We start from the raw sequence: 21334 nt of genomic DNA on the forward strand, positions 1-21334 counted from the left end.
GGTCGGTGCAAACGTGGGTGCGCGGTTATCCACAACAAGGTGATGGCGGCGCGTAGAATTGCTTGCCTGACCCCAAGCGCCGCAACACGATCCGCCTTCCCAACGAGGAGACGATCGTGCTGCGCTTTCGGTTACCGCTGCTCGGCGCGCTAGCGCTGACGAGCATAGCGTGCGGCGCTTCCCCTGCACCGCAAGCGGACAAGCAATTCCCGCCCGCCAAGAACGAGCCGCCGGTCCGCACCACCGGCGTTTGGCAACCCGCGGCGGGGCTGACGCAGCAGCCGATCTGGCCGGGCAGCCCGCCCGACGGGACGCTCAACCCGCAGCCGCCCGAAAGCGTCGATACCTACCAGGAGCCGCCCGAATTCGGCGGCAAATCCTATGCCGTCAACGACATCGCCATCCCGACGATGACGGTCATGCCGCCCAAGGGCCGCAACACCGGCACTGCCGTGATTGTCTTCCCCGGCGGCGGCTTCCAGAAGGTGTTCGTCACGCTGGAGGGGACTGAAATCTGCGACTGGCTGGTCGCAAGAGGCATCACCTGCATCGTGTCCAAATATCGCGCGCCGGGCGGCAACGATTATTGGAATGCAGCGCTCAGGCGCCAGATCACGCCCAAAATCCCGCGCGCATTGCAGGATGCACAGCGCACGATCCGGCTGGTGCGGTCCAAGGCGAAGGAACTCGGCATCGACCCGAACAGGATCGGCGTGATGGGCTTCTCGGCAGGCGGCTATCTCGTCGCGCAGACCAGCAACATCCTGACGCCCACGTACAAGCCGGTCGACGCAATCGACAGCATCAGCAGCCGCCCCGACTTCGCCGTCGCGCTCTATCCCGGCCATATCTGCCGCGATGACGGCAAGACGTTCGATCCCAAGCTGCCGGTCATCAAGACCGCTCCGCCGACCTTCATCGCGCAGGCATGGGACGACCCGACCGACCCGATCTGCAACAGCCTGATGTACGCCAGCGCGCTCGATAAAGCGGGTGTATCGACGGAGGTTCATTTGTTCGCGAAGGGGGGTCACGCCTTCGGACTGCGAAAGAGGGGCCAACCGGTAGGCGAGTGGCCAGAGCTGGTCGAGCGGTGGCTGAACCAGATCGGCATGATGTAACGTGAGGATCGAAGTACCGGCAGCTACGACCCAATTGCGGACGTCGGTTTGATCGGCGATAAGCATCGATATGGCGACAAAGCGGTTGGTCGCCCTACTAATCTTTGCCGTCGTGCTACTCACGCTGATCGCGGTCGCTGCTCAATTTGGCCAAGGCTGTGCGACCCTAAATGGTAGGGGTGTCGTGCATCACAAAACCGACCCATCAGCTCATTGTGAGCGGTTCGGTTTCTGGCAGCGCTTCTTTTAAGCGCGCGTGATGGCGGGTCTGACCGCCAGCTTCCCACTCACTTGCAGCCAAGCCTTGAAATGTAGGATTTCGCCTGACACGCTCGCGGTTTGCTCTTTGACATCGTGAGTCGGCGACGATCTGTCGTTTTTTGTAAACGCCGCAAGGGCGACGGCGGGCCAGTATACCATCCCATAGCCAGTGCGAACTTTGGGAACATTCGGCCGTCGGGATCGCGGAGCCCCGCCGCTCGCGCTGGTGGCAACGTGCTAGTGTGAAGCTAGTGTGAAGTTAGCCGGCGATCAGGGTATCTCGAACAACCCCGCAGCGCCCATCCCGCCCGCGGTGCACATCGACACGACGACGTGGCGCACCCCGCGCTTGCGGCCCTCGATCAGCGCGTGGCCTACCAGGCGGCTGCCGGTCATCCCGAACGGATGCCCTACCGCGATCGCGCCGCCATTGACGTTGAGCTTCTCGGGATCGATCCCCAGCGTGTCGCGGCAATAGAGGCATTGCGACGCGAATGCCTCGTTGATTTCCCACAGGCCGATGTCCGCGACGCTAAGCCCGGCGCGCTTGAGCAGTTTGGGGATCGCGAAGACCGGGCCGATCCCCATTTCGTCGGGCTCGCACCCGGCGACCTGGAAGCCGCGATAGATGCCGAGAATGTCCTTGCCCTCGGCGTCCGCCGTCTTGCGCTCCATCAGGATCTGCGCCGCCGCACCGTCCGACAGCTGGCTGGCATTGCCCGCGGTGATGTTCCTGCCTTCCTTGATGACCATGCCGTCCTTGAACACGGTGCGCAGGCCCGAAAGAATTTCCGCCGTCGTCCCGCCGCGAATGCCCTCGTCCTGCGTGACGGTGACCTGTTCGGTGCCGGTCTGGTTGCCTTCCTTGTCGAAGTTCGCCTTCTCGACCGTGATCGGCGCGATTTCCTCGGCGAACGCGCCCTTCTGCAGCCCGTCGAAAGCGCGCTGCTGGCTCATCGCGGCGAATTCGTCCTGCGCCGCGCGGCTTATGCCGTAGCGCTCCGCCACTACCTCCGCCGTCTCTATCATCGGCATGTAGGCATAGGGCTTGGCCGCGATGACCGAGGCGTTCTGGTACGGCTTGGGCGCCTGTTTCATCGTCAGCGTGATCGATTCCATCCCGCCCGCCAGCGCGACGTCGAGCTCGTCGCACATGATCCCGCGCGCCGCGAGCGCGATCGCGGTCAGGCCCGAACCGCACTTCCGGTCGAGCGTGAACGCCGGCACGCTGGTCGGCAGCCCCGCCGCGAAGATCGTGTTGCGCGCGACGTTGTACCCCTGCGTCCCCCATTCGTTGCCCGCGCCGTAAAACACGTCGTCGATCCGCGCCGGGTCGATCCCCGCCCGCTCGACCGCGGCGTTCATCACGTGCGCGCCCAGCACCGGCGCCTCGGTCGCGTTGAAATAGCCGCGCCCGGCCTTGCCGATGCCGGTGCGGGCGGTGGACACGATGACGGCTTCGCGCATGGCGCTCTCCTGCTGGTATCGCGAGGACACTAGCGCGTGAGCGCCACCTCCGCCAGAATGCGGGCATGACGATCGCACCCCTCGCCGCCCGCTCGCTCCTGTTCGCGCCGGGCGATTCGCCGCGAAAGCTCGAGAAGGCCGGGCTGAGCGCTGCCGACCTGGTGATCGTTGATCTAGAGGATGCCGTCGCGGAAAGTGCCAAGCCCGACGCGCGCATCGCGGTGGCCGAGCACCTCAAGGCGACGCACCGCCGCCAGCCGCATTGGGTCCGCATCAACCCGCTCGACACGCCGCATGCGCTCCCGGACCTCGCGGCGATCGTCGCCTCGCGCCCCGATGGCGTCATGCTGCCAAAGGCGACGCGCGCCGATGCCGACCGGCTCGACAATTATCTGACCGCGCTGGAGACAGCCGCCGGCCTGCCGGTGGGCGAGATCGCCGTGCTGGTGCTCGCGACGGAGACCGCCGCTGGCATCTTCGACCTCGGCAACTACGCCGGTTGCCCGCGTCTCGTGGCACTGAGCTGGGGCGCCGAGGACAGCGCGACCGCGCTCGGCGCGACGGGCAACCGCGACGAGACCGGGGCGTACGACTTTCCCTACCAGATGTTCCGCGCGCTGACACTGACCGGCGCGGCGGCGGCCGGAGTGACCGCGATCGAGACGATCCATGGCGATTTCCGCGACACGGAAGGGTTGGACAAGGTCGCCCGCACCGCGCGCCGCGCGGGCTTCCGCGGGATGCTCGCGATCCATCCCGACCAGGTGCCGGTGATCAACGCCGCCTTCTCGCCCAGTGCCGAAGAAATCGCCCACGCCGAAGCAATCGTCGCTGCATTCGACGCCAATCCCGGCGCGGGCACGGTCGGCCTGAACGGCGCGATGCTCGACATGCCCCACCTGAAGCGCGCGCGCGCAGTGCTGGCGATGAAGCGGTAAGCTGCCCAAGCCCATCGCCATTGCGAGGAGCACAGCGACGCGGCAATCCAGACTGGCGCGCTGATGATGGATTGCTTCGCTACGCTCGCAATAGCGAGAAAGAGTTGGACGCCGACCAAAAGTGGTAGCGGAGGAGGGACTTGAACCCCCGACCCCAGGATTATGATTCCCGTGCTCTAACCAGCTGAGCTACTCCGCCCCGAAAGGCCCGCGTTGCCGCGAGCGGCGGGCTATAGGTAGCACCCCCGAGGCGGTCAAGCGCACATGTGGCGCGACAGCGGCTCCCACGGCCCGCCGCGATACCACCAGGCGGCATAGCCCGCGATTTCGACGGCACGCGGGCGAAAATCGGCCTGCAATCCGGCAAGCAACGCCTTGGCGGCGGCGGGCTCGACCTTGTTCTGGATCGTGACGTGCGGTCGCCACACGCTCGCGTCCTGCGGGGTCAGCAGCGGCGCCCAGCGATCGACCAGCGCCGCGCGGATTTCCGCCAGGCCGTCGCTTTCGATCCGATAGGCGACGCCACGCCCAAGCGACACCAATCCCGCGATCCGCGCCGCCGGCCGCCCCTCGCGCGCCGCCGCCGCGAGTTGCTCGCGCACCTCGTTGGCCAAGGACGGCGGCAAGTGATGGAACATCGTCAGATGCGCCGACAGGACATTGCGCTCGGGCGGGAAATACGCGTCGCGCTGCCGGTCGAACCACACCTGATCCTCGCGGCCGAACAATGCGGTCACCACGATCGGCGCCGGACCGGTCAAATCTCGACCTGGCTCCCCAGCTCGACCACGCGGTTGGTCGGCAGGCGGAAGAATTCCATCGCGCTTTCGGCGTTCCGCAGCATCCACGCGAACAGCTTTTCGCGCCACAGCGCCATTCCCGGCTTGGCCGAGGGCAGCAGAGTCTGGCGCGCGAGGAAGAAGCTGGTGTCCATCATCTTGAACTTGTCGCCGCACCCGGTGACCAGGGCGAGCGCGGCGGGCACGTCGGCTTCCTCCATGAAACCGTATTTGATAACCACGCGGTGGAAGCCGTGGCCGAGATGATCAAGATAGATGCGCTCGCCGACCGGGTGATACGGCACATCGGCGATCTTAACGGTCAGCAGGATGATGCGTTCGTGCAGCACCTTGTTGTGCTTGAGGTTGTGGAGCAGCGCGTGCGGCACGCCGTCGGGCGACGAGGTCATGAACACCGCGGTGCCGGGCACGCGGCTCGCCGACGTCGCGGCGGACTGGATGAACACCTTGATCGGCATCGCCGCCTCGCGCAGCCGCGCCATCATCAGCTGACGCCCCTTCGCCCAGGTCGTCAGCACGGTGAACACGATCAGCCCGACCAAGAGCGGGAACCAGCCGCCGTCGGGAATCTTGGTCAGGTTCGCGCTCAGGTACGCGCCATCGACCAGGAAGAAGAGCCCGAGCAGCGGCGCGATCGCCCATTTCGGCCAATTCCACACGCGGTACAGCGCGACCCCGAGCAGGCAGGTATCGATCGCCATCGCCCCCGTCACCGCGATCCCGTACGCGCTCGTCAGGTTGGACGAGGTGCGGAAGAAGGCAACGAGCAACAGCACCATCACCAGCAGCATCCAGTTGATCAGCGGGATGTAGATCTGCCCGGCGGTCGATGCGCTGGTGTGCTCGATCCGGAGGCGCGGCACGAAGCCGAGCTGGATCGCCTGCTGCGTGACTGAAAACGCGCCCGAGATCACCGCTTGCGACGCGATCACCGCCGCCGCGGTCGCCAGGATGACCAGCGGGAGCTGGAGATATTCGGGGGCGAGCAGGTAGAACGGGCTTTCGAGCGCCGAGTGCCCGGTGCGGGTCAGCAACGCCGCTTGCCCCATGTAATTGAGGATCAGCGCCGGCAGCACGAAGAACAGCCACGAAATGCCGATCGGCTTGCGCCCGAAATGCCCCATATCGGCGTACAGCGCCTCCGCGCCCGTCACCGCCAGCACGACCGAGCCGAGCGCGAGAAACGCGCGGCGCGGATCGATCAGGAAGAATTCGACCGCATAATGCGGCGAGAAGGCCGCGAGCACGCCCGGCGTCTGAACGACACTGAGCAAGCCGAGCGTCGCGATCACCGCGAAATAGAGCAGCATGATCGGTCCGAAAAACAGGCCGACCTTGGCCGTGCCCTGCTTCTGGATCGCGAATAGGAAGATCAGGATCGCGGCGACGATCGGCAGGACGAGATGCCCGAGTCCCGGCTGCGCCACCGCGAGGCCCTCGACCGCCGACAGTACCGACACCGCCGGCGTGATCATGCTGTCGCCATAGAACAGCGACGTCGCGAACACGCCGAGCAGGATGATCCCGGTCGTCCAGCGCTTGGTCTTGGTCCGTCCCGACACCAGTGCGAGCAGCGCGAGACTGCCGCCCTCGCCCTTGTTGTCGAACCGCATGATGATCGCGACGTACTTGACCGTCACGACGATCATCATCGACCAGAACATCAGGCTGGTGACGCCCATGATGTGGGGGTGATCGAGGCTCAGTTTGTGGTGACCGTTGAACGTTTCGCGGAACGCGTAGAGCGGGCTGGTGCCGATGTCGCCGAACACGATGCCGATCGCGCCGATCGCCAGCTTGATCAGCCCGTCATTGCCGTGGCCGTGCGCGTGTGCCGCGGGCGCGATATCCTCGCGCCCGATGGGTTCGGTGCCGGCGGGTGAAGTCGCTTCGCTCACGCGATCGCACGAAAGGTCATGATGACCGTTGATAGCCCCTGTTCACGGTGGCGGCGCGGTAGCATCCGACTGCAACGCCCGCAATGCGGATTGGATGCATCGTTACGGACGGCGAATTACCTCGCGGATGACGAAGTGCGAGGCGAGCCGGGTCACGCCGGGCAGCCGCGACAGCGTCTCGCGGTGGATTCGTTCGAAACTGTCGTCGCGCTTGACCTCGACGTGGAGCATGTAATCGGCCTCCCCGCTCATCAGAAAGCAGTCGTGCACCTCGGGAATGTCGCGGATTTCCGCCTCGAACGCCGCCATCGTCTCCTGCCGCTGGTCGCGGAGCGTCACGTTGACCATCACGACGCTGGGATTGCCGCGCGCTTCTTGCGACAGCACCGCGCGGAACCCCGCGATCAGCCCGCGGTCGCGCAATTGTCCGACGCGGCGATGCGCGGCGCTGGCCGACAGCCCGACCTTCTCGCCGAGCTCGGCGCTGGTCAGGTCGGAATTGGCCACGAGCTGGCTAAGAATCTTGCGGTCAAGCGCGTCGAGCATGATTTCGCGTCCTATCGGTATTCGATGCAAGATTATCCCGCTATTCGTCGCAACTACGGATAATTTTGCGAACCTCTCCCGGCCGTCTGGCGGTATTCCCGCCGCAGCACAATAGGAGAGCGAAATGCGAGTCGGTGTCCCCAAGGAAATCAAGAACCACGAATACCGCGTCGGGCTGACCCCCGCCTCGGTCGCCGAGCTGGTCCACGCCGGGCACGAAGTCATCGTCGAGACCAAGGCGGGCTGCGGCATCGATTTCGACGACAGCGCCTACACCGACGCCGGCGCGCGGATCGTGCCGACCGCGCAGGACGTGTTCGACCAGGCGGAGATGATCGTGAAGGTCAAGGAGCCGCAAGCCGTCGAGATCGCGATGCTCAAGCCGCATCACTTGCTCTTCACCTACCTCCACCTCGCCGCCGACAAGCCGCAGGCCGAAGGACTGATGAAGTCGGGCGCGACGTGCATCGCCTACGAGACGGTGACCGACCGCAAGGGCGGGCTCCCGCTGCTCAAGCCGATGTCTGAAGTCGCGGGCCGTATGTCGGTCCAGGTCGGCGCGCATTATCTCGAGAAGGAACAGGGCGGCCGCGGCGTCTTGCTCGGCGGCGTCCCCGGCGTGGCGCCGGCCAAGGTCGCGATCCTCGGCGGCGGCATCTCCGGCGTCAACGCCGCGCAGATGGCGGTCGGCATGCGCGCCGACGTCACGATCTACGACATTTCGAACGACCGGCTGGCCGAACTCGACATGTTCTTCTCGTCGCAAATCAAGACCGAATATGCCTCCAAGGCGGCGATCGCGAAGGCGGTGCAGGAAGCCAGCCTGGTGATTGGCGCGGTGCTCGTCCCAGGCGCGGCGGCGCCCAAGCTCGTCACGCGCGAGATGATCAAGACGATGCAGCGCGGTTCGGTGCTGGTCGACATTGCGATCGACCAGGGCGGTTGCTTCGAGACGAGCCATGCGACGACGCACGAGGACCCGGTGTTCCTGGTCGACGATGTGATCCATTATTGCGTTGCCAACATGCCCGGCGCGGTCGCGCGCACGTCTGCATTTGCGTTGAACAACGCGACGCTCCCGTTCGCGCTCAAGCTCGCCAACATGGGCGCCGAAGCCGCGATGAAGGCCGACCCGCACCTCGCGGCTGGCCTCAATGTCTACAAGGGCAAGATCGCGTTCAAGGCGGTCGCCGACGACCTCGACCTGCCGTTCGAGGCGTGGAACGGCTGAGTTTGCGAGCCGCGCGCCGTCGCGGGTTACTGCGGCGGCGCGGCGCCTGCTTGCGCAATATAAGCGTCGAGCATCGCTAGGCGTTGCGCGATGCCGTCGCGATACTCGGATTGTTGCGGCGCGAGCGCGAGCGCGAGCGCCCAATATTGCCGCGCCACCACGGGCTGGCCGTCGCGTAGATAGGCGAAACCGAGGAAGAAGGGCGGCCCCGGGTACTGCGGTGACAGCTGCATCGCTCGCTTGAACGCGAACAGCGCGGTCGGCGAGACGGCGCCGTGGTCGTTGATCGCGAGAACGTTGCCGAGCTCGGTCCAGAACGCCGTATTCTTCGGCGCGTATTGCACCGCACCGATCAGCACCGACGCCGCAGCCCGCGGATCACCCCCGCCGAGCTGGCTGTCGGAAATGCCGAAATAGATCGATTCGCCGCCGAACCGCCCGAACATCGCGTCGCGCATGTCCTTGTACGCTGGATCGACGGGATATTTCACCGCGTCGGCGACCACCGGATGCGCAGCCAGTGCCGGTTGGCCCTGCCACGCATAGCCCGCCGCCCCGAGCATCAGGAACGACGCCACCAGCGACCACAGCAACCGCGGCACGCGTAGCGCGACGAGCAGCCCCGCCGCCGCGATCCCGATCCCCGCGAGTGTGAACCAGCCCATGGATCAGCACTTCCAATGTAGGATTTCGTGTGTCAACGTCGCAGATCGCTCTTTGACATCGCGGCACCTTTACGCTCGGCCGTTCCGACGTGCGCGCTAGTGTGACCCTAGTGTGATCTTTCACCGCTCGGCCGCGGCCGATCAGCCCCGACCAATTAAACGCCGCGCGATCGCGTCCGCCACGTCCGACGCCGGCGCACCGGTACGGTCGCTTTCGTCCCACACCTCGACCAGCCGGTCGGGGATACGCGCGATCCGCGCCTCGACCTCGGCCTGGTCGCCCTGGCCGAGATATTCGAGTCCAACGTTGATGATCCCGCCCGCGTTGATCACGTAATCGGGTGCGTAGAGGATGCCGCGGGCGTGGAGCCGCGCACCGTCTTCCCTGGTCGCGAGCTGGTTGTTCGCGCCGCCCGCGATCACCCTGGTGTTGAGCGCCGCGATCGACGCTTCGGTCAGGATCGCGCCGAGCGCGTTGGGGCTAACCACGTCGGCCTCGATCGACAAGATGTCGTCGGTCGACACCGTCTCCGCACCGAGTTCCGCCGCCAACGCCTTCGCGCGGTCGGCGTTGACGTCGGCCAGCGTCAGCTTCGCCCCGTCCTTCGCCAGCAATTTCGCCAGCCCGCCGCCGACGCTGCCTACGCCCTGGATCGCGACATGCACGCCCGCCACCGTCTCGACGCCCAGCCCGCGCCGCGCGGCCGCGACGACGCCTTGATACACGCCGCTCGCGGTGTACGGCCCGGGATCGCCGCCCGCCCCGCCCGCCGCGACGGGCAAGCCGGAGACGTGACGCGTCCTGGTCGCGATGATCTTCATGCTCGCTTCGGACATCCCGACATCCTCGGCCGTCACGTAGCGCCCGCCGAGCGACTCGACCGCACGGCCGAACGCCTCCAACTGCGCGTCGGTGATCGTGTCGCCGGGCTTTGCCGCCAGCACCACGCCCTTGCCGCCGCCCAATGGCAGGCCGGCCATCGCGTTCTTGTAGCTCATCCCGCGCGACAGGCGCAGCGCGTCGGTGATCGCGCGGTCGCTGTCGGCGTAATGCCAGAAGCGCACGCCGCCCGCCGCGGGGCCCAGGGTGGTCGAATGCACCGCGATCACGGCCTGCAGCCCCGATGCCGGGTCGGTGAACAGATGGACGCCTTCGTGGTCGTCGAAGTCAGGGAAACCCCAGTTGGTCACGGATGAGCCTTTGAAAGAATGGGGCGACCGACGGGACTTGAACCCGCAACTTCCGGCATCACAAGCCGGCGCTCTAACCAATTGAACTACGGTCGCCGCGAAGCCGTGGCCCCTAGCGGGCGGTGGGGCGCATGGTCAAGGTATCAGAAGTTGCCCGCGACGGTCAGGCTGTATCCGGCGCCGACCTGCCTGAAGCCCGCGGCCAACAACCCGGTCGCGACTGTCGGGTCGGTTGGGCGCACCGACAGGACCGCGCGGTACTTGCCGTCGGCCTCGATCGTCAGGGCGATCGATTCGGTCTGCGCCTGACCGGTCAGTGGCACGAGCAGCGCGCCGCCCTCGCACCGGACGTTGCCCGATAGCGTCGGCGGCAAAGCGAGTTGCGGCATCGTCGCGGCGATGTTCGCGGTGATCTTGCCCTCTGCGCGTTCGCAGCGGCCGTCGCGGAAGCGCACGCTGACGTCGTCGAAGCCGATCGAGGCGATCGGTACCGGCGCGAAGGCATCGCCCGCCGGCACGGTCGCGGTGACGTCATCCATGCCCGCGGTGTTGCGGCTGAAGCTGAGCGCGCCATGCAGACTTTCGTTGGGCATGCCCTGCTGCCCTTCGACGTCGATCCGCGCGCGGCCGACGAACAGCTGGATCGGCGACAGCCCGGCGCTCACGTCGCCCAGCGCGACATTGCCGTAATGCGCCTCGTTCACGCCGCCCCACCAGACCGGTCCGGTCACTTCGCGCGCGCTCAGACCCTCGTCGGCCAGTCCGAACGCGCCGAGCGCCAGCCGCAGCGGGAAGAGCGCGACCAGCGCCACCGTCAGCATCGCGCCGAACAGCGCGACGGGGCGAGTCCTGAGCCCGATCATGGCGCCATCATCCGGAAGGTGATATCGGCGGCGACATTGTGGTTGCCGGCATCGGTGACGCTGAGCTGGTCGACCAGCACACCCTGCCCCTCGAGCTCGCCCAGCCAGCCGAGCAGCGCCCCCCCGCGCGCCGAGGCGATATGGACGCGCAACTTCGCCCCGTCCGCCGCGACCGAATCGAGCGCGAACCCGGCGTTCGACGCCGATTGCCGGACGACCAGATCAATCGGATCGGCCAGCACCACCGGCCGCGTACGGCGCAGGGCGCGAACCGCGTCGACCTGCCCGCGCGTCTGCGCCAGCTGGATCGCAGCGTCGGCGTTGCGTCGCCGCGCCGATGACAGCGCGTCGTCGATCGGCAGCACCACTAGCCACACGATCGTCACGCCGAGCAGCGCGAGCATGACCAGAATCATCCACTTCTCGCGCCGGCTACGGCCGTCGAACCAGGTTCTGAAGCGCGCGATCATTGCGGGCTCACCGTCAGCACGCCCGTCAGCCGCCCGGCGGTGCCGGTAAAGGTGCTCGGGTCGGCGTTGAACCCCTCGGCGGCGAGGCGCGTCTGGACGTCGACGATCTGCCCTTGGTTCGCCGCCGCCAGATTGACGCGCAGCTTGCCGGCGGGGTCGAATGACAGCCCGGTGATCTCCGCCCCCGGCACCGCCGCAACCGCCGCCGCGACGCTCGCGGCGGTCTGGCTGAACCCCGCGCCGCCGCCGCGCAACCGGACGAGGCGGTCGCTTAGCTGCTGGCCGGCGTCGTTGACCGCCTCGCCCCGCGCCAGCCCGGTTCGCGCCAGCGCATCGGCTTTGGCTTCGAGCGCGTCGGCGGACAGATTGTACTGCACGATCTTCACGAGCGTGATGAGCAGCGTCACGCTCATGATCGCGACGATCAGCCAGGCGAGCCGGCGCACCAACGGCCAGTCGATCGCGGCGCGCTTGCGCAGCGCAAACGCCCCTTGCCTTAGGTCGAGCGGTGGATCGGCGAGCGCGGTCACGACCGCCGCCTCCAACGCTTCGCCGTCGAGCGTCTCGACCGGCGCGTCGCCGACGATCAATGCCGTCAGTCCGTCTTCGTCGGCGAACCCGCTCGCCGCACCGCGCACGACGCGGCCATCGCCGAGATCGCCGATCACATATCCCTCGTCGGGACGCGGCAGCAGCATCGGCGCGGGCACGATCGACACCGGCTCGAGTCCCGCGTCGTGCAGCGCCGCGAGCCACGTGACCATTTGCGCAACGGCGACGACGCCGATTGGGCGCTCGACGACGTCCGCCTCCCGTCCCACCGCAACGTGAAGATCGCCGACCGGAGTAACGCTGGCCTCGGCGACGAGCAGCCGCGCGGCGGCGACCGCCTGCGCGAGCGATCGGTCGGGCAGATCGGCCCAATGCAGCGAGACCGCCTCAGCGGGAGCGATCGCGACGATAGCGGTATCGGCCGGCTGGTCCGGATTGGGCAGCCCTTCGGCCCGCGTCACGATGGCGCCATCACGAATCGCGAGCCAGCGCCACGGCGCATCGGCCTGCGCGGGCAGGAACAGAGCGAGCACCTCGCTCATCCCCCCTCGCCCCATTGCCGCGCAACGAGCCGTGGGTGCGCTTGCGACGCGTCGATAAGCCCGGTCTGGCGCAGCGATGTGCGCCCGATCGTAACGTCGGTGACCAACGCGAACCATTGCGTGGTAACCGCGGTCGCGGCGAGCGCATCGCCCGGCGCGGCACCCGCCAGCGCACCCCTTGACCAAAAGTCGTTGGTCGATGCCCAACCGGCATCGGGCCGCGTCAGTAACGCCTGGCGAACTTGCTCGACGCCGACGGTATCGGGCGCCATCGCCGCGATCAGCGCGGCGCGCTCCGGTTCGATCGTGTTGACGTTGATCCGCGCGGGCTGCGTCGTCGGGAACGTGCAGACGAACGGGCGGATTTTGTCATAAGTCTGCGGCGTCACCCCCAGCACCGCGCGCAACTCGCTCGGGTCGGCCATCAACGTGTCGGCGGGGCGATAGGCGGGTTGCAACCCGCTGTACGCCGCATCTTCCGCCCCGCCCGCGATCGGCGCATTGTCGCTGTCGATCCAGTCGGCGCTCGCCGCGGCGATCGAGTCGCCGCCGGAAATGCCGATCAGCCGCATCAGGCGGGCGAACTGCGCGACGCCCGGCATCCGCACGCCATAGGTATCAGGGCCAGTCTGAACGACGAGACTGTTGAGGTTGAAGCAATTGCCGCCGTCATGGACGCGCACGGTTACTGTGCCGTCGGGGATCGGCAGCGGAAATGGCCGGTCGCTCCATCCGCCGACCAGCGACACGCGCGAGCGGTCCTGCCCCAGCACCGCCTCGATCCGGATCAGCGCCATCGTCGCCGCCGCCTGCGACCAGCCGCGCGCCTGTTCCATGGCCTTCGCATTCGACGCCTGCCGCGTCGCGAGGTTGAGCTTTTCGAGCGTCGCCGCCGCCATCGCGCCGACGATCGCGACGAGCAGTAGCACGGTCAGCAACGCCGCGCCGCGCTCGCTGTGGCGGTCATCCCGCATTGGTCGCCCCCGCCGCCATGGCATTGCCCGTACCGACCAGGAACAGTTCGCGAAAGACCGTACCGTCGGTGCGCGCAATCGTCATCTCGACCGCGTCGGGCAACGGGACGTTGGGCCGCGCCTGCCACGTGTCGCTCCATGCGCCGGCGAGGCGATAGCGCAGGCGGACCGACCCGACATTGGTCAGCATCGTCGCGGGCGGCAACGGCGCGGCGCCGTCGAGCATCGGATAGGCGACGCGCTGTATCGTGCCGTCGTCGGTGAGCACATACGCCAGCTTCTGCACGCTCGCGCGCGGCGCGCCGTCGATATTGTCCCAGCCGCTCCGCACCAGCCGCAACAGTGTCCGCCCGTCGCTCCCCTCGAATGCGGGATGCACGCTCCCGCTTTCGTCGCGCGTCCGGCGCGGCACCGCCTGCGCGAGGTCGGCGACCATGACGCCGTCGAGCCGCGACAGTGCCGCGACATCGTCGAGCTTCTTCCCCGCCACGGCCTGCGCGCGCACCCCGAACGACAGCAGCGACACCCCCGCCGCCGCGAGCAGCCCGAAGATCAGCAGCGCAATCATCATTTCTACGAGGGTGAAGCCGCGCTCGTTGGTCATGGCGTCGGCGTTGGGCTGGGCGTTGGAACTGGCGCGGGCGGCGGATTATCGCGCAGCACGGTGAGCTTGCCCGCCGTCCCTTGGGCATCCGCGACCGTAATGTCGACGCGCAACACGCGGTTGCCGTCGCCGACCGGCGCCACGGTCCGCGTCCAGCGCCACGCGCGATGGCCGTTCGTCTCGTCGCCCTGCGTCGTGCCGAGCACCGGCGGCTGGGCTGAGGTCAGCGCATCGACCGCGACGTTGCGCGCCACGATCCCGGCGAGCAGCGAGCGGTCGACTGTCGCCGCGCCGCGAAAGCTCGCACCTTCCAGGCGGATCAGCGCGAGCGCCGCCAGGCTGAACACGACGAGCGCGACCATCATCTCGATCAGCGTAAATCCACGTTGCGAGCGCTTACCCACCGACCCGCACCGCCCCGTTGACGCCGATCGATACGCGCTCCGACTGTCCGTCGCGGCGCAGCTCGACCAGCAGCGGCTGGTCGCTCATCCCGGTCGGATCGAATATCACGCGGTCGCGCCCGTTCGCCGCCGTCGTCACCGCCTGCACGCCCTTGCCCCATTGCACGACGCGCAAGGCCTTGTCGCCCATCGCCTGCCAACGTCCGCCAGCGCGCTCGTCGAAACCATAGCCGCCCGCCGTCACCCACACGCTGACCGGTCGTGCCTCGACGATCGCCGCGTCGTGCGCAGCCCGGATGCGCGAGGCAAAGCGCTCGGCATCGTCGCGCACGCCCCCGCGCGGGTCGGGAATCACCATCACGACAACGACCGACGCGAGCGCGAAGATCGTCAGGACGATCATCAATTCTATGAGGGTGAAGCCGTTCTGGCGCATGGCCGCCTATTGCCAGCTGCCGATATCGGCGTCGGCACCGGTGCCGCCTTCCTTGCCGTCGGCGCCCAGGCTCCAGACGTCGAACGCACCGTGCTGGCCGGGCGAGGCGTAGAGATACGGGCGCCCCCACGGGTCCTTCTCGAGCTTCTTGATGTACCCGCCCTTCTGGTATTGCGACGGATCGCTCAGGTCTGCAGGCGGCGATACCAGCGCCTGCAACCCGTCCGCGGTCGACGGATAGCTCCCCATCGACAGCTGATACGCGTTCACTGCGCTTTCGATCGTCGCGATATCAGACTTGGCCTTCACCACGCGCGCCTTGTCGCCGAACGGCACGACATTGATCACGACGATTGCCGCGAGCAGGCCGAGGATGACGATCACGACCATCAGCTCGACCAGGGTAAACCCCTGTTCGTCGCCGCGGCGGCGATCCGGGTTCAGAATACGCATAAACACCTCATTGTCCGGCCAGGGTTTCGAGTTGCAGGATCGGCAGCAGGATCGAGAGAACGATCGATGCGACCACACCGCCCATCACAACGATGATCAATGGTTCGAGCAGCGACAGCGCGGTCGCGGTGAAGCGGTCGAACTCGCGCTCGAGATAGTCGGCGGCGCGTTCGAGCATCTCGTCGAGCCGCCCCGCTGCTTCGCCCGACGCCGCCATATAGGTCAGGAGGGGCGGGAAGACGGCGGACCGCCGCATCGCGGTCGACAGGCTGCCGCCACCGCGAATCGCATTGACAATCTCGTCGGTCGCCAGGCGCAGGCGCAGGTTATTGATCGTCCCAGCCGTCAAAGTCAGCCCGTCGAGCAGCGGCAGCCGGCTCGCCACCATCGTCGCCAGCGTCCGCGCCATCCGCGCGGCATGGAGATCGCGGATCAGCCGGCCGAGGAACGGCAGCCGCAGCAGCCAGCTGTCGAACCGCAGCTTGAACGCCGGGCTCTTCATCAGACGCCAGAACGCAAACCCAAGCCCCGCGACGACGATCAGCGCGAGCCACCAATAATGCGCCATTACCCACGACACGCCCATCACCGCGCTCGTCAGGAACGGCAGTTGCTGGCCGACATTGTCGAACTGCTCGACGACTTGCGGCACGACGAAGATCATCAGCGCGGTCACCACGACGACCGCGACCAGCGCGAGCACGCTGGGATAGGCGAGCGCGGTGATGATCTTGCCGCGGATCTCCGCCTGGCGTTCGAGCAGGATCGCAAGCCGGTCTAGGATCGTCGGCAAGGTCCCCGATCCCTCGCCCGCCGCGACCATTGCACGGTAGAGCGGGGGGAAGCTCTTGGGCTCGCGCGCCATCGCGTCGGACAGGCGGCGGCCCTCGACCACTCCCACATGGACGTTCTCGACCACCGCGCGAACCGCATCCTGCTCGGTCTGGCGGACGATCGTGCGGAGCGATTCCTCGAGCGGGGCGACACGGTTGAGCGTCGCGAGCTGGCGCGTAAAGAGCGTCAGCGCCTTACCGTTCATCCGCTTGGTGCCGCCAATTTCAAGCGTTAACAGCCCGCGCGACCTGGGCGGCGCGCCCGCCCCCTCCTCGATCCGGACGACGTACATTCGCCGCCGGTCGAGCGCGATCCGTGCATCGTCGATCGACGGCGCGGCGATATGCCCCTTCTTCTCGCGGCCGCCGGTGTCGATCGCGATGTAATCGAAGTCAGCCATGCCGACCTCTTTCGCCGTTCGCTTCGAGCGAAGTCGAGAAGCACTGCCAGCGTGTCTCGACTTCGCTCGACACGAACGGAGAGTCTGTATCAGCCATCGTCGGGCAGCTCGGCCATGTCGGCGCGCGACACGCGGACCGCTTCCTCGGGCGTGGTCAGCCCGTCGCGGACGAGCTGACGCGCCGCGGCGGCGAGGTCGGAGGACTTGGTGAACGCATGCTTGGCGATCGCGGTTTCGTCGGCGCCGTCATTGATGAGGCGGCGGATCGTCTCGTCGATCCGCACCGCCTCGAACACGCCGATGCGGCCCTTGAACCCGGTCTGCGAGCATTGATCGCACCCAGCTGGCTCATACACCGTCTCTCCCGCTTTGATCCCAAGCAATGCGGCCATGGACTCAGTTGCGGGTTCAGCTTTGCGGCAAACCTCGCACAACCGCCGCACCAGCCGCTGCGCGATCACCGCGCGCAGCGTGCTCGCGAGCAGGAACGGCTCAACCTTCATGTCGCGCATCCGCGTGATCGCGCCGACCGCGTCGTTGGTGTGGACGGTCGACAGCACGAGATGCCCGGTCAACGACGCCTGTACCGCGATCTCCGCCGTCTCGCGGTCGCGGATTTCGCCGACCATCACGACCTCGGGATCCTGCCGCAGGATCGCGCGCAGCCCGGCGGCGAAGGTCAGCCCGACCTTCGGGTTGACCTGCGTCTGGCTGACCCCCTCGATCGCATATTCGACCGGGTCCTCGATCGTCAGGATGTTACGCGTGCCGTCGTTGAGCAGCCGTAGCGCGCCGTAGAGCGTCGTGGTCTTGCCCGATCCGGTCGGACCGGTGACCAGAATGATCCCGTTGGGCTCGGCCAGCGCGCGCTTGAGCAGCTTGTTGGTGGCGGGCGTCATCCCGAGCACGTCGAGGTCGATTCCGGCATTGTCCTTGTCGAGGATGCGCAGCACGACGCGCTCGCCCGCCCGGCTGGGTAACGTTGAGACGCGCACATCGAGCAGCTTGCCGCCGAGCGTCAGGCCGATCCGCCCATCCTGTGGCACGCGGCGCTCGGCGATGTCGAGCCGCGCCATCACCTTGATCCGGCTGACCACCACCGGCGCGACGTGCGGCGGCATCCTGAGCGTCTCGCGCAGCACGCCGTCGATCCGCATCCGGACGACCAGCCCGGTCTCGTACGGCTCGATATGAATGTCCGACACGCCGTTGCGCGCCGCATCGGCGATGATGCCGTTGATGAGGCGGATCGCGGGGGCGTCGTCGGCGGTGTCGAGCAGATCGTCGGCGGTGGGCAGGTCGGTCGCGAGCATGTCGAGCTCGCCGATCCCGAGCGACCCAGCCGCCATCGCAGTCGCCTGCCCGTCCATCGCGTAGCGGTCGCCGAGCAAGCGGTCGAATGCGTCCGCCGCGACGCTTTCGACCGAGAATGGCCGTCCCAGCGCGCGGCGCAGCTCGAGAAGGACTTTGGGGTCGGCGCCCTCGCGCATGCTCACCGACAGCGCCTCGCCGTCACGATCGAGCACCACGCCGAAGCGCCGGGCGAACAGATACGGCACCGCGACCATCTCGACCGGCAGCACAGCGGGCTCGGGCAGCACGATCGCCTCGTCCCCCGTCGCGATCATCTCGCCGGTGCGGATGACGGTCATTTGGGCCGCTTGATCCGGGCGGTGGTGGTCGAGGTGCTGATCGTCGGCACGGCGATGCGCGGGTCGTCGATGTTGCCGGGGATCGGCGCGGACGGGATCAGCGGTGCGGCGCCCATGTAATCGCGCACGAGCTGGTCGATCGACGGCTCCTCGTCGGGGCGCTGCCCGGCCTGTTGCAGGCGCAGATAGCCGTAACGCTGCTCGGTCACGCGCCGCGTGTCTTCGGGCGTGCGCAGGATCGTCGGGCGGATGAACACCATCAGATTGGTCTTGGCGCGCGACTTGCCCTTCGACTTGAACAGATTGCCGAGCACCGGAATGTCGCCGAGCAGCGGGATCTTCTCGATCGTCCGCCGCTCGTCGTCGCTCAGCAATCCGCCGATCACCGCGATCTGACCGTCGTCGACCGTCAGCACGGTCTCCACCTCGCGCTTGTTGAGGATCAGGTCGGAATTGTCGTTGCTCACCGGTCCGGCGATCGAACTGACCTGCTGGCGCAGATACAGTTTGATCGCGCCGGACGAATTGACCTGCGGGCGCACCTGCAACTGGATCCCGACATTTTCGCGCTGCGTCGTGCGGAACGCATTGTCGAAATTGCTCGACAGCGCCTGACCCGTGGTCACCGGCACTTCTTGGCCGACCAGGATTCGCGCCTCGGTATTGTCGATCACCACCACCGACGGCGCCTGCAGCAGATTCGACGTCGTGTCGCTCTTCACCGCGTTGATGATCGACCCGAAAATCGCGTCCTTGCCGATGTTGAACGCGCCGCCGCCGAACCCGCCGCTCGCGCCGAGGATCGAGCTGATCGCCGACTGCGCGAGGCTGTCGCTGGCGGCGCTGCCGGTCGTCGTGACCGTCGTCGTGCCGTTGACCGTGGTCGTCGTGCTGGCGAGCGACCGCGCACCGATCGCGCCGGCGATCGTCAGCAGGTTCGGCGCCGAATTGCTGAAGGTGGAGGCGAAGCTGGGGATGCCGCTGCCCGGCAGCCCGCCGAGCAGGAACTGGACGCCCAGCTTCGACGCGGTGGTATCGGATACTTCGGCGACGATCGCCTCGACCAGCACCTGTTCGCGCCGCGTATCGAGCTTGGCGATGACGTCGGCGAGTTGGCGCTGAACCTCGGCGGGCGCGGCGATGACGATCGCGTTGGCGCCGGCGAAGCGCGTGATCACCGACGCGCTGCGCCCGCCGACCCCGGTGATCGCGGGCGTCCCGCCGCCGGTCGTGGTGGTCGTCGTGACCGGCACCGCAGCGACTGGCGCGCTGGTCGTGGTCGTCGTGGTGCCGCTCGACGCGCTCCCGCCGAGATTGCTCGCCGGACTCAGCCCCTGCGTCTCGGGCGGCTGCGTCACCGCCTGCCCGACAAGCTGCTGGAGCACCGGCAGCAATTGCGCGGCATCGGCGTTTTCGAGGAACACGACGCGGATTTCCTGCCCGCTCCTGGCCTTGCGGTCGAGGTCCTGCGCCAGCACCGCGAGCCGCGACACCGTCGCCGCGTCGCCGCGGATCGCGACAGCATTGGAGCTTTCGATCGCCACCACGCTGGCGTTCGACGTCCCCGTTCCTGGCCCGCCCGCCGCACCGCCCCCGATCAGCGCGGTCAGCGCCGCCGCGATTTCCTTGGCATTGGCGTTCTGCAACCCGACCACGCGAGTCGAGGCGCCATCGGTGTCGAGCCGCCGCAGCACTTCGCGCACGCGGCGGACATTGTCGGCGAAATCGACCACGACGATCGCGTTGCTGCCGCGGTTGGCGCTGACCGATCCTTGCGGGCTGACGAGGCTGCGCACGCTGTCGACCGCTTGCGTCGCGTCGACCGAGCGCAAGCGGATGATCTCGGTCACGAACTGGTTGCGGTTGGCGCCCGTCGCGCCGATCCGGCTGGGTTGCGCGGCGGCGCCCTCGATCGGCTGGATGCGGAACGCGCCGTTGGTGGTCGGCACCGCGACCAGGCCGTTGGCGCGCAGCGTCGACAGGAACATCTCGAAATATTCGGATCGCGACAGCGGCCGTTCGCTCACGACGGTCACCTTGCCCTGCACCCGGCTGTCGATGATGAAGGTGCGCCCGGTGACGCGTGCGGCGTCGGCGATGAACGCGCGGATATCGGCATCGCGGACGTTGACCGTGGTCTGCGCCAGCAACGGATCGGCGAGCGTCAGCGCGATCAGCGCGGCGGCGAGCGTAAACTTTTTCATTGGCCTCTAATCGTGACGGTGATCGGGAGCGTCTCTGCACCACGCTCCACGGTGATCGAAAGACTGCCGCCGGGGGTGACACCGGTCAGTACGCGGTCGAGGTCGGCCGGCGCAGTGATCGCGCGGCCGCCGGCGGCGGTGACGACGTCGCCGTCCTTCAGCCCGATCGCGCGAAACGCCGCGCCGCTGCCCTGCGCGCGGACGACGAGTCCGGTGACTCGCCCGCCATCGATGCGCGGCGTGAACTGCACGTCCGATCTGATCTGCGACGCGGCAATGCCTGGACCGGCATTGCCGGACGCGCCGAGCGGCGCGTTCCCCGGCGCAGGTGCCGCTACCGCAGGTGCCGCGGCGACCGATTGGTCGATGTACAATTCCTCGACCTTGCCGCTGCGGTCGATCGTGACGTGATCGAACGCGACCGACTTGAGCCGGACGCCGGGAACGATCTCCTCGCCCACGCCGACGCTGTTCTGAATCCCGTCGGGGCCGGCGATGATCGCCGCGCTCGTGCCCCCGGCGTCGTCGATCCGCGTGCCGAACAGCGTGAGCTGGAGCGAAGTCACGGTCGAAGTCGATACCGTCGCGCCGCTCACGCGGAAGAACGGGTCGGACCCGCGCAGGATCGCGACCGGCGACCCGCCCACCCCGGGCTGCGCGAGCCGCCAGTCGCCGAGCGGCCCGACCGGCGTGACCAGCGCCCAGAACAGCCGCGCGCACTGTACTGCCAGCACCGCGAGCAGGAACAGCTCGCCGAGCGAGTACAGGTTCACCGCCGGTATCCGGCGCAGTATCGCGCGCAGGCGTGGGCTGGGGCTAAGGCGCATA

At 67.5% G+C, this 21334-nt stretch carries 21 protein-coding genes and 2 tRNA genes; 3 read left to right on the top strand and 20 right to left on the bottom strand.

Going from position 1 to position 21334, the window contains the following annotated elements; all coding sequences use genetic code 11:
* The first annotated feature begins 62 nt into the window (after positions 1–62).
* Positions 63–1121, top strand: coding sequence for an alpha/beta hydrolase (locus tag E7773_RS05310; protein ID WP_293989102.1), 1059 nt, complete (start codon positions 63–65; stop codon positions 1119–1121).
* Between the two features lie 531 nt (positions 1122–1652).
* Here the strand turns inward: E7773_RS05310 and E7773_RS05315 are convergent.
* Positions 1653–2849 carry an acetyl-CoA C-acyltransferase gene (locus E7773_RS05315; RefSeq protein WP_293989105.1) on the bottom strand — a complete coding sequence of 399 codons (1197 nt, stop codon included), beginning with the start codon at positions 2847–2849 and terminating at the stop codon, positions 1653–1655.
* Between the two features lie 65 nt (positions 2850–2914).
* On the opposite strand from E7773_RS05315, the gene E7773_RS05320 reads away from it, so the two are divergent.
* Positions 2915–3787 (top strand): CoA ester lyase, encoded by an 873-nt coding sequence (locus E7773_RS05320; RefSeq protein ID WP_293989108.1) that lies wholly within the window; start codon positions 2915–2917, stop codon positions 3785–3787.
* A gap of 122 nt (positions 3788–3909) precedes the next feature.
* Here the strand turns inward: E7773_RS05320 and E7773_RS05325 are convergent.
* The 4 genes from E7773_RS05325 to E7773_RS05340 form a co-directional block, all read right to left on the bottom strand.
* Positions 3910–3986 (bottom strand) — tRNA-Met (locus E7773_RS05325).
* A 55-nt stretch (positions 3987–4041) separates the two neighbouring features.
* Positions 4042–4548 carry a 2'-5' RNA ligase family protein gene (locus tag E7773_RS05330; RefSeq protein WP_293989111.1) on the bottom strand — a complete coding sequence of 169 codons (507 nt, stop codon included), beginning with the start codon at positions 4546–4548 and terminating at the stop codon, positions 4042–4044.
* Complete coding sequence (locus tag E7773_RS05335; RefSeq protein WP_293989366.1) at positions 4545–6434, bottom strand: potassium transporter Kup; 1890 nt, start codon at positions 6432–6434, stop codon at positions 4545–4547. Before E7773_RS05335 ends, E7773_RS05330 begins: the two co-directional genes overlap by 4 nt.
* A 153-nt stretch (positions 6435–6587) precedes the next feature.
* Positions 6588–7031 carry an Lrp/AsnC family transcriptional regulator gene (locus E7773_RS05340; protein WP_293989114.1) on the bottom strand — a complete coding sequence of 148 codons (444 nt, stop codon included), beginning with the start codon at positions 7029–7031 and terminating at the stop codon, positions 6588–6590.
* A 124-nt stretch (positions 7032–7155) separates the two neighbouring features.
* Here E7773_RS05340 and ald point away from each other — a divergent pair, with 124 nt between their 5' ends.
* Positions 7156–8262: an alanine dehydrogenase gene (gene ald, locus E7773_RS05345; protein ID WP_293989117.1), complete on the top strand. Its 1107-nt coding sequence runs from the start codon at positions 7156–7158 to the stop codon at positions 8260–8262.
* Positions 8263–8288: 26 nt separating this feature from the next.
* On the opposite strand, the gene E7773_RS05350 is transcribed toward ald, so the two are convergent.
* The 15 genes from E7773_RS05350 to E7773_RS05420 form a co-directional block, all read right to left on the bottom strand.
* The gene (locus E7773_RS05350; protein ID WP_293989120.1) at positions 8289–8927 is read right to left on the bottom strand and encodes a hypothetical protein; all 639 of its coding nucleotides are present in this window, start codon (positions 8925–8927) and stop codon (positions 8289–8291) included.
* A 141-nt stretch (positions 8928–9068) separates the two neighbouring features.
* Entirely contained in the window at positions 9069–10118 is a 1050-nt protein-coding gene (locus E7773_RS05355) for a Glu/Leu/Phe/Val dehydrogenase dimerization domain-containing protein (protein ID WP_293989123.1), read from the bottom strand.
* 19 nt (positions 10119–10137) lie between these two features.
* Positions 10138–10214: transfer RNA gene (locus E7773_RS05360), tRNA-His, on the bottom strand.
* A gap of 47 nt (positions 10215–10261) precedes the next feature.
* Positions 10262–10981 carry a type II secretion system protein N gene (gspN, locus tag E7773_RS05365; protein ID WP_293989125.1) on the bottom strand — a complete coding sequence of 240 codons (720 nt, stop codon included), beginning with the start codon at positions 10979–10981 and terminating at the stop codon, positions 10262–10264.
* Positions 10978–11451 (bottom strand): type II secretion system protein GspM, encoded by a 474-nt coding sequence (gspM, locus tag E7773_RS05370; protein ID WP_293989128.1) that lies wholly within the window; start codon positions 11449–11451, stop codon positions 10978–10980. The genes gspN and gspM overlap by 4 nt, the downstream gene beginning before the upstream one ends.
* The gene (gene gspL, locus E7773_RS05375) at positions 11448–12545 is read right to left on the bottom strand and encodes a type II secretion system protein GspL (protein ID WP_293989131.1); all 1098 of its coding nucleotides are present in this window, start codon (positions 12543–12545) and stop codon (positions 11448–11450) included. Before gspL ends, gspM begins: the two co-directional genes overlap by 4 nt.
* Positions 12542–13519 carry a type II secretion system minor pseudopilin GspK gene (gene gspK, locus E7773_RS05380; protein WP_293989134.1) on the bottom strand — a complete coding sequence of 326 codons (978 nt, stop codon included), beginning with the start codon at positions 13517–13519 and terminating at the stop codon, positions 12542–12544. The genes gspL and gspK overlap by 4 nt, the downstream gene beginning before the upstream one ends.
* Positions 13509–14123, bottom strand: coding sequence for a type II secretion system minor pseudopilin GspJ (gene gspJ / locus E7773_RS05385; RefSeq protein WP_293989137.1), 615 nt, complete (start codon positions 14121–14123; stop codon positions 13509–13511). The genes gspK and gspJ overlap by 11 nt, the downstream gene beginning before the upstream one ends.
* Positions 14120–14527 (bottom strand): type II secretion system minor pseudopilin GspI, encoded by a 408-nt coding sequence (gene gspI, locus E7773_RS05390; protein ID WP_293989140.1) that lies wholly within the window; start codon positions 14525–14527, stop codon positions 14120–14122. The genes gspJ and gspI overlap by 4 nt, the downstream gene beginning before the upstream one ends.
* Complete coding sequence (locus E7773_RS05395) at positions 14520–14963, bottom strand: GspH/FimT family pseudopilin (protein WP_293989143.1); 444 nt, start codon at positions 14961–14963, stop codon at positions 14520–14522. Before E7773_RS05395 ends, gspI begins: the two co-directional genes overlap by 8 nt.
* A gap of 6 nt (positions 14964–14969) precedes the next feature.
* Positions 14970–15416 (bottom strand): type II secretion system major pseudopilin GspG, encoded by a 447-nt coding sequence (gspG, locus tag E7773_RS05400; protein WP_293989146.1) that lies wholly within the window; start codon positions 15414–15416, stop codon positions 14970–14972.
* A gap of 7 nt (positions 15417–15423) precedes the next feature.
* Complete coding sequence (gspF, locus tag E7773_RS05405) at positions 15424–16650, bottom strand: type II secretion system inner membrane protein GspF (protein WP_293989149.1); 1227 nt, start codon at positions 16648–16650, stop codon at positions 15424–15426.
* An 89-nt stretch (positions 16651–16739) separates the two neighbouring features.
* Positions 16740–18218: an ATPase, T2SS/T4P/T4SS family gene (locus E7773_RS05410; RefSeq protein WP_293989369.1), complete on the bottom strand. Its 1479-nt coding sequence runs from the start codon at positions 18216–18218 to the stop codon at positions 16740–16742.
* Between the two features lie 80 nt (positions 18219–18298).
* Positions 18299–20506, bottom strand: a complete 2208-nt coding sequence (gene gspD / locus E7773_RS05415; protein ID WP_293989152.1) for a type II secretion system secretin GspD — start codon at positions 20504–20506, stop codon at positions 18299–18301.
* Positions 20503–21279 carry a type II secretion system protein N gene (locus E7773_RS05420; protein WP_363129929.1) on the bottom strand — a complete coding sequence of 259 codons (777 nt, stop codon included), beginning with the start codon at positions 21277–21279 and terminating at the stop codon, positions 20503–20505. The genes gspD and E7773_RS05420 overlap by 4 nt, the downstream gene beginning before the upstream one ends.
* Positions 21280–21334: the final 55 nt, after the last annotated feature.

This window comes from Sphingomonas sp. (genome assembly GCF_004799495.1).
Classification (GTDB): domain Bacteria; phylum Pseudomonadota; class Alphaproteobacteria; order Sphingomonadales; family Sphingomonadaceae; genus Sphingomonas.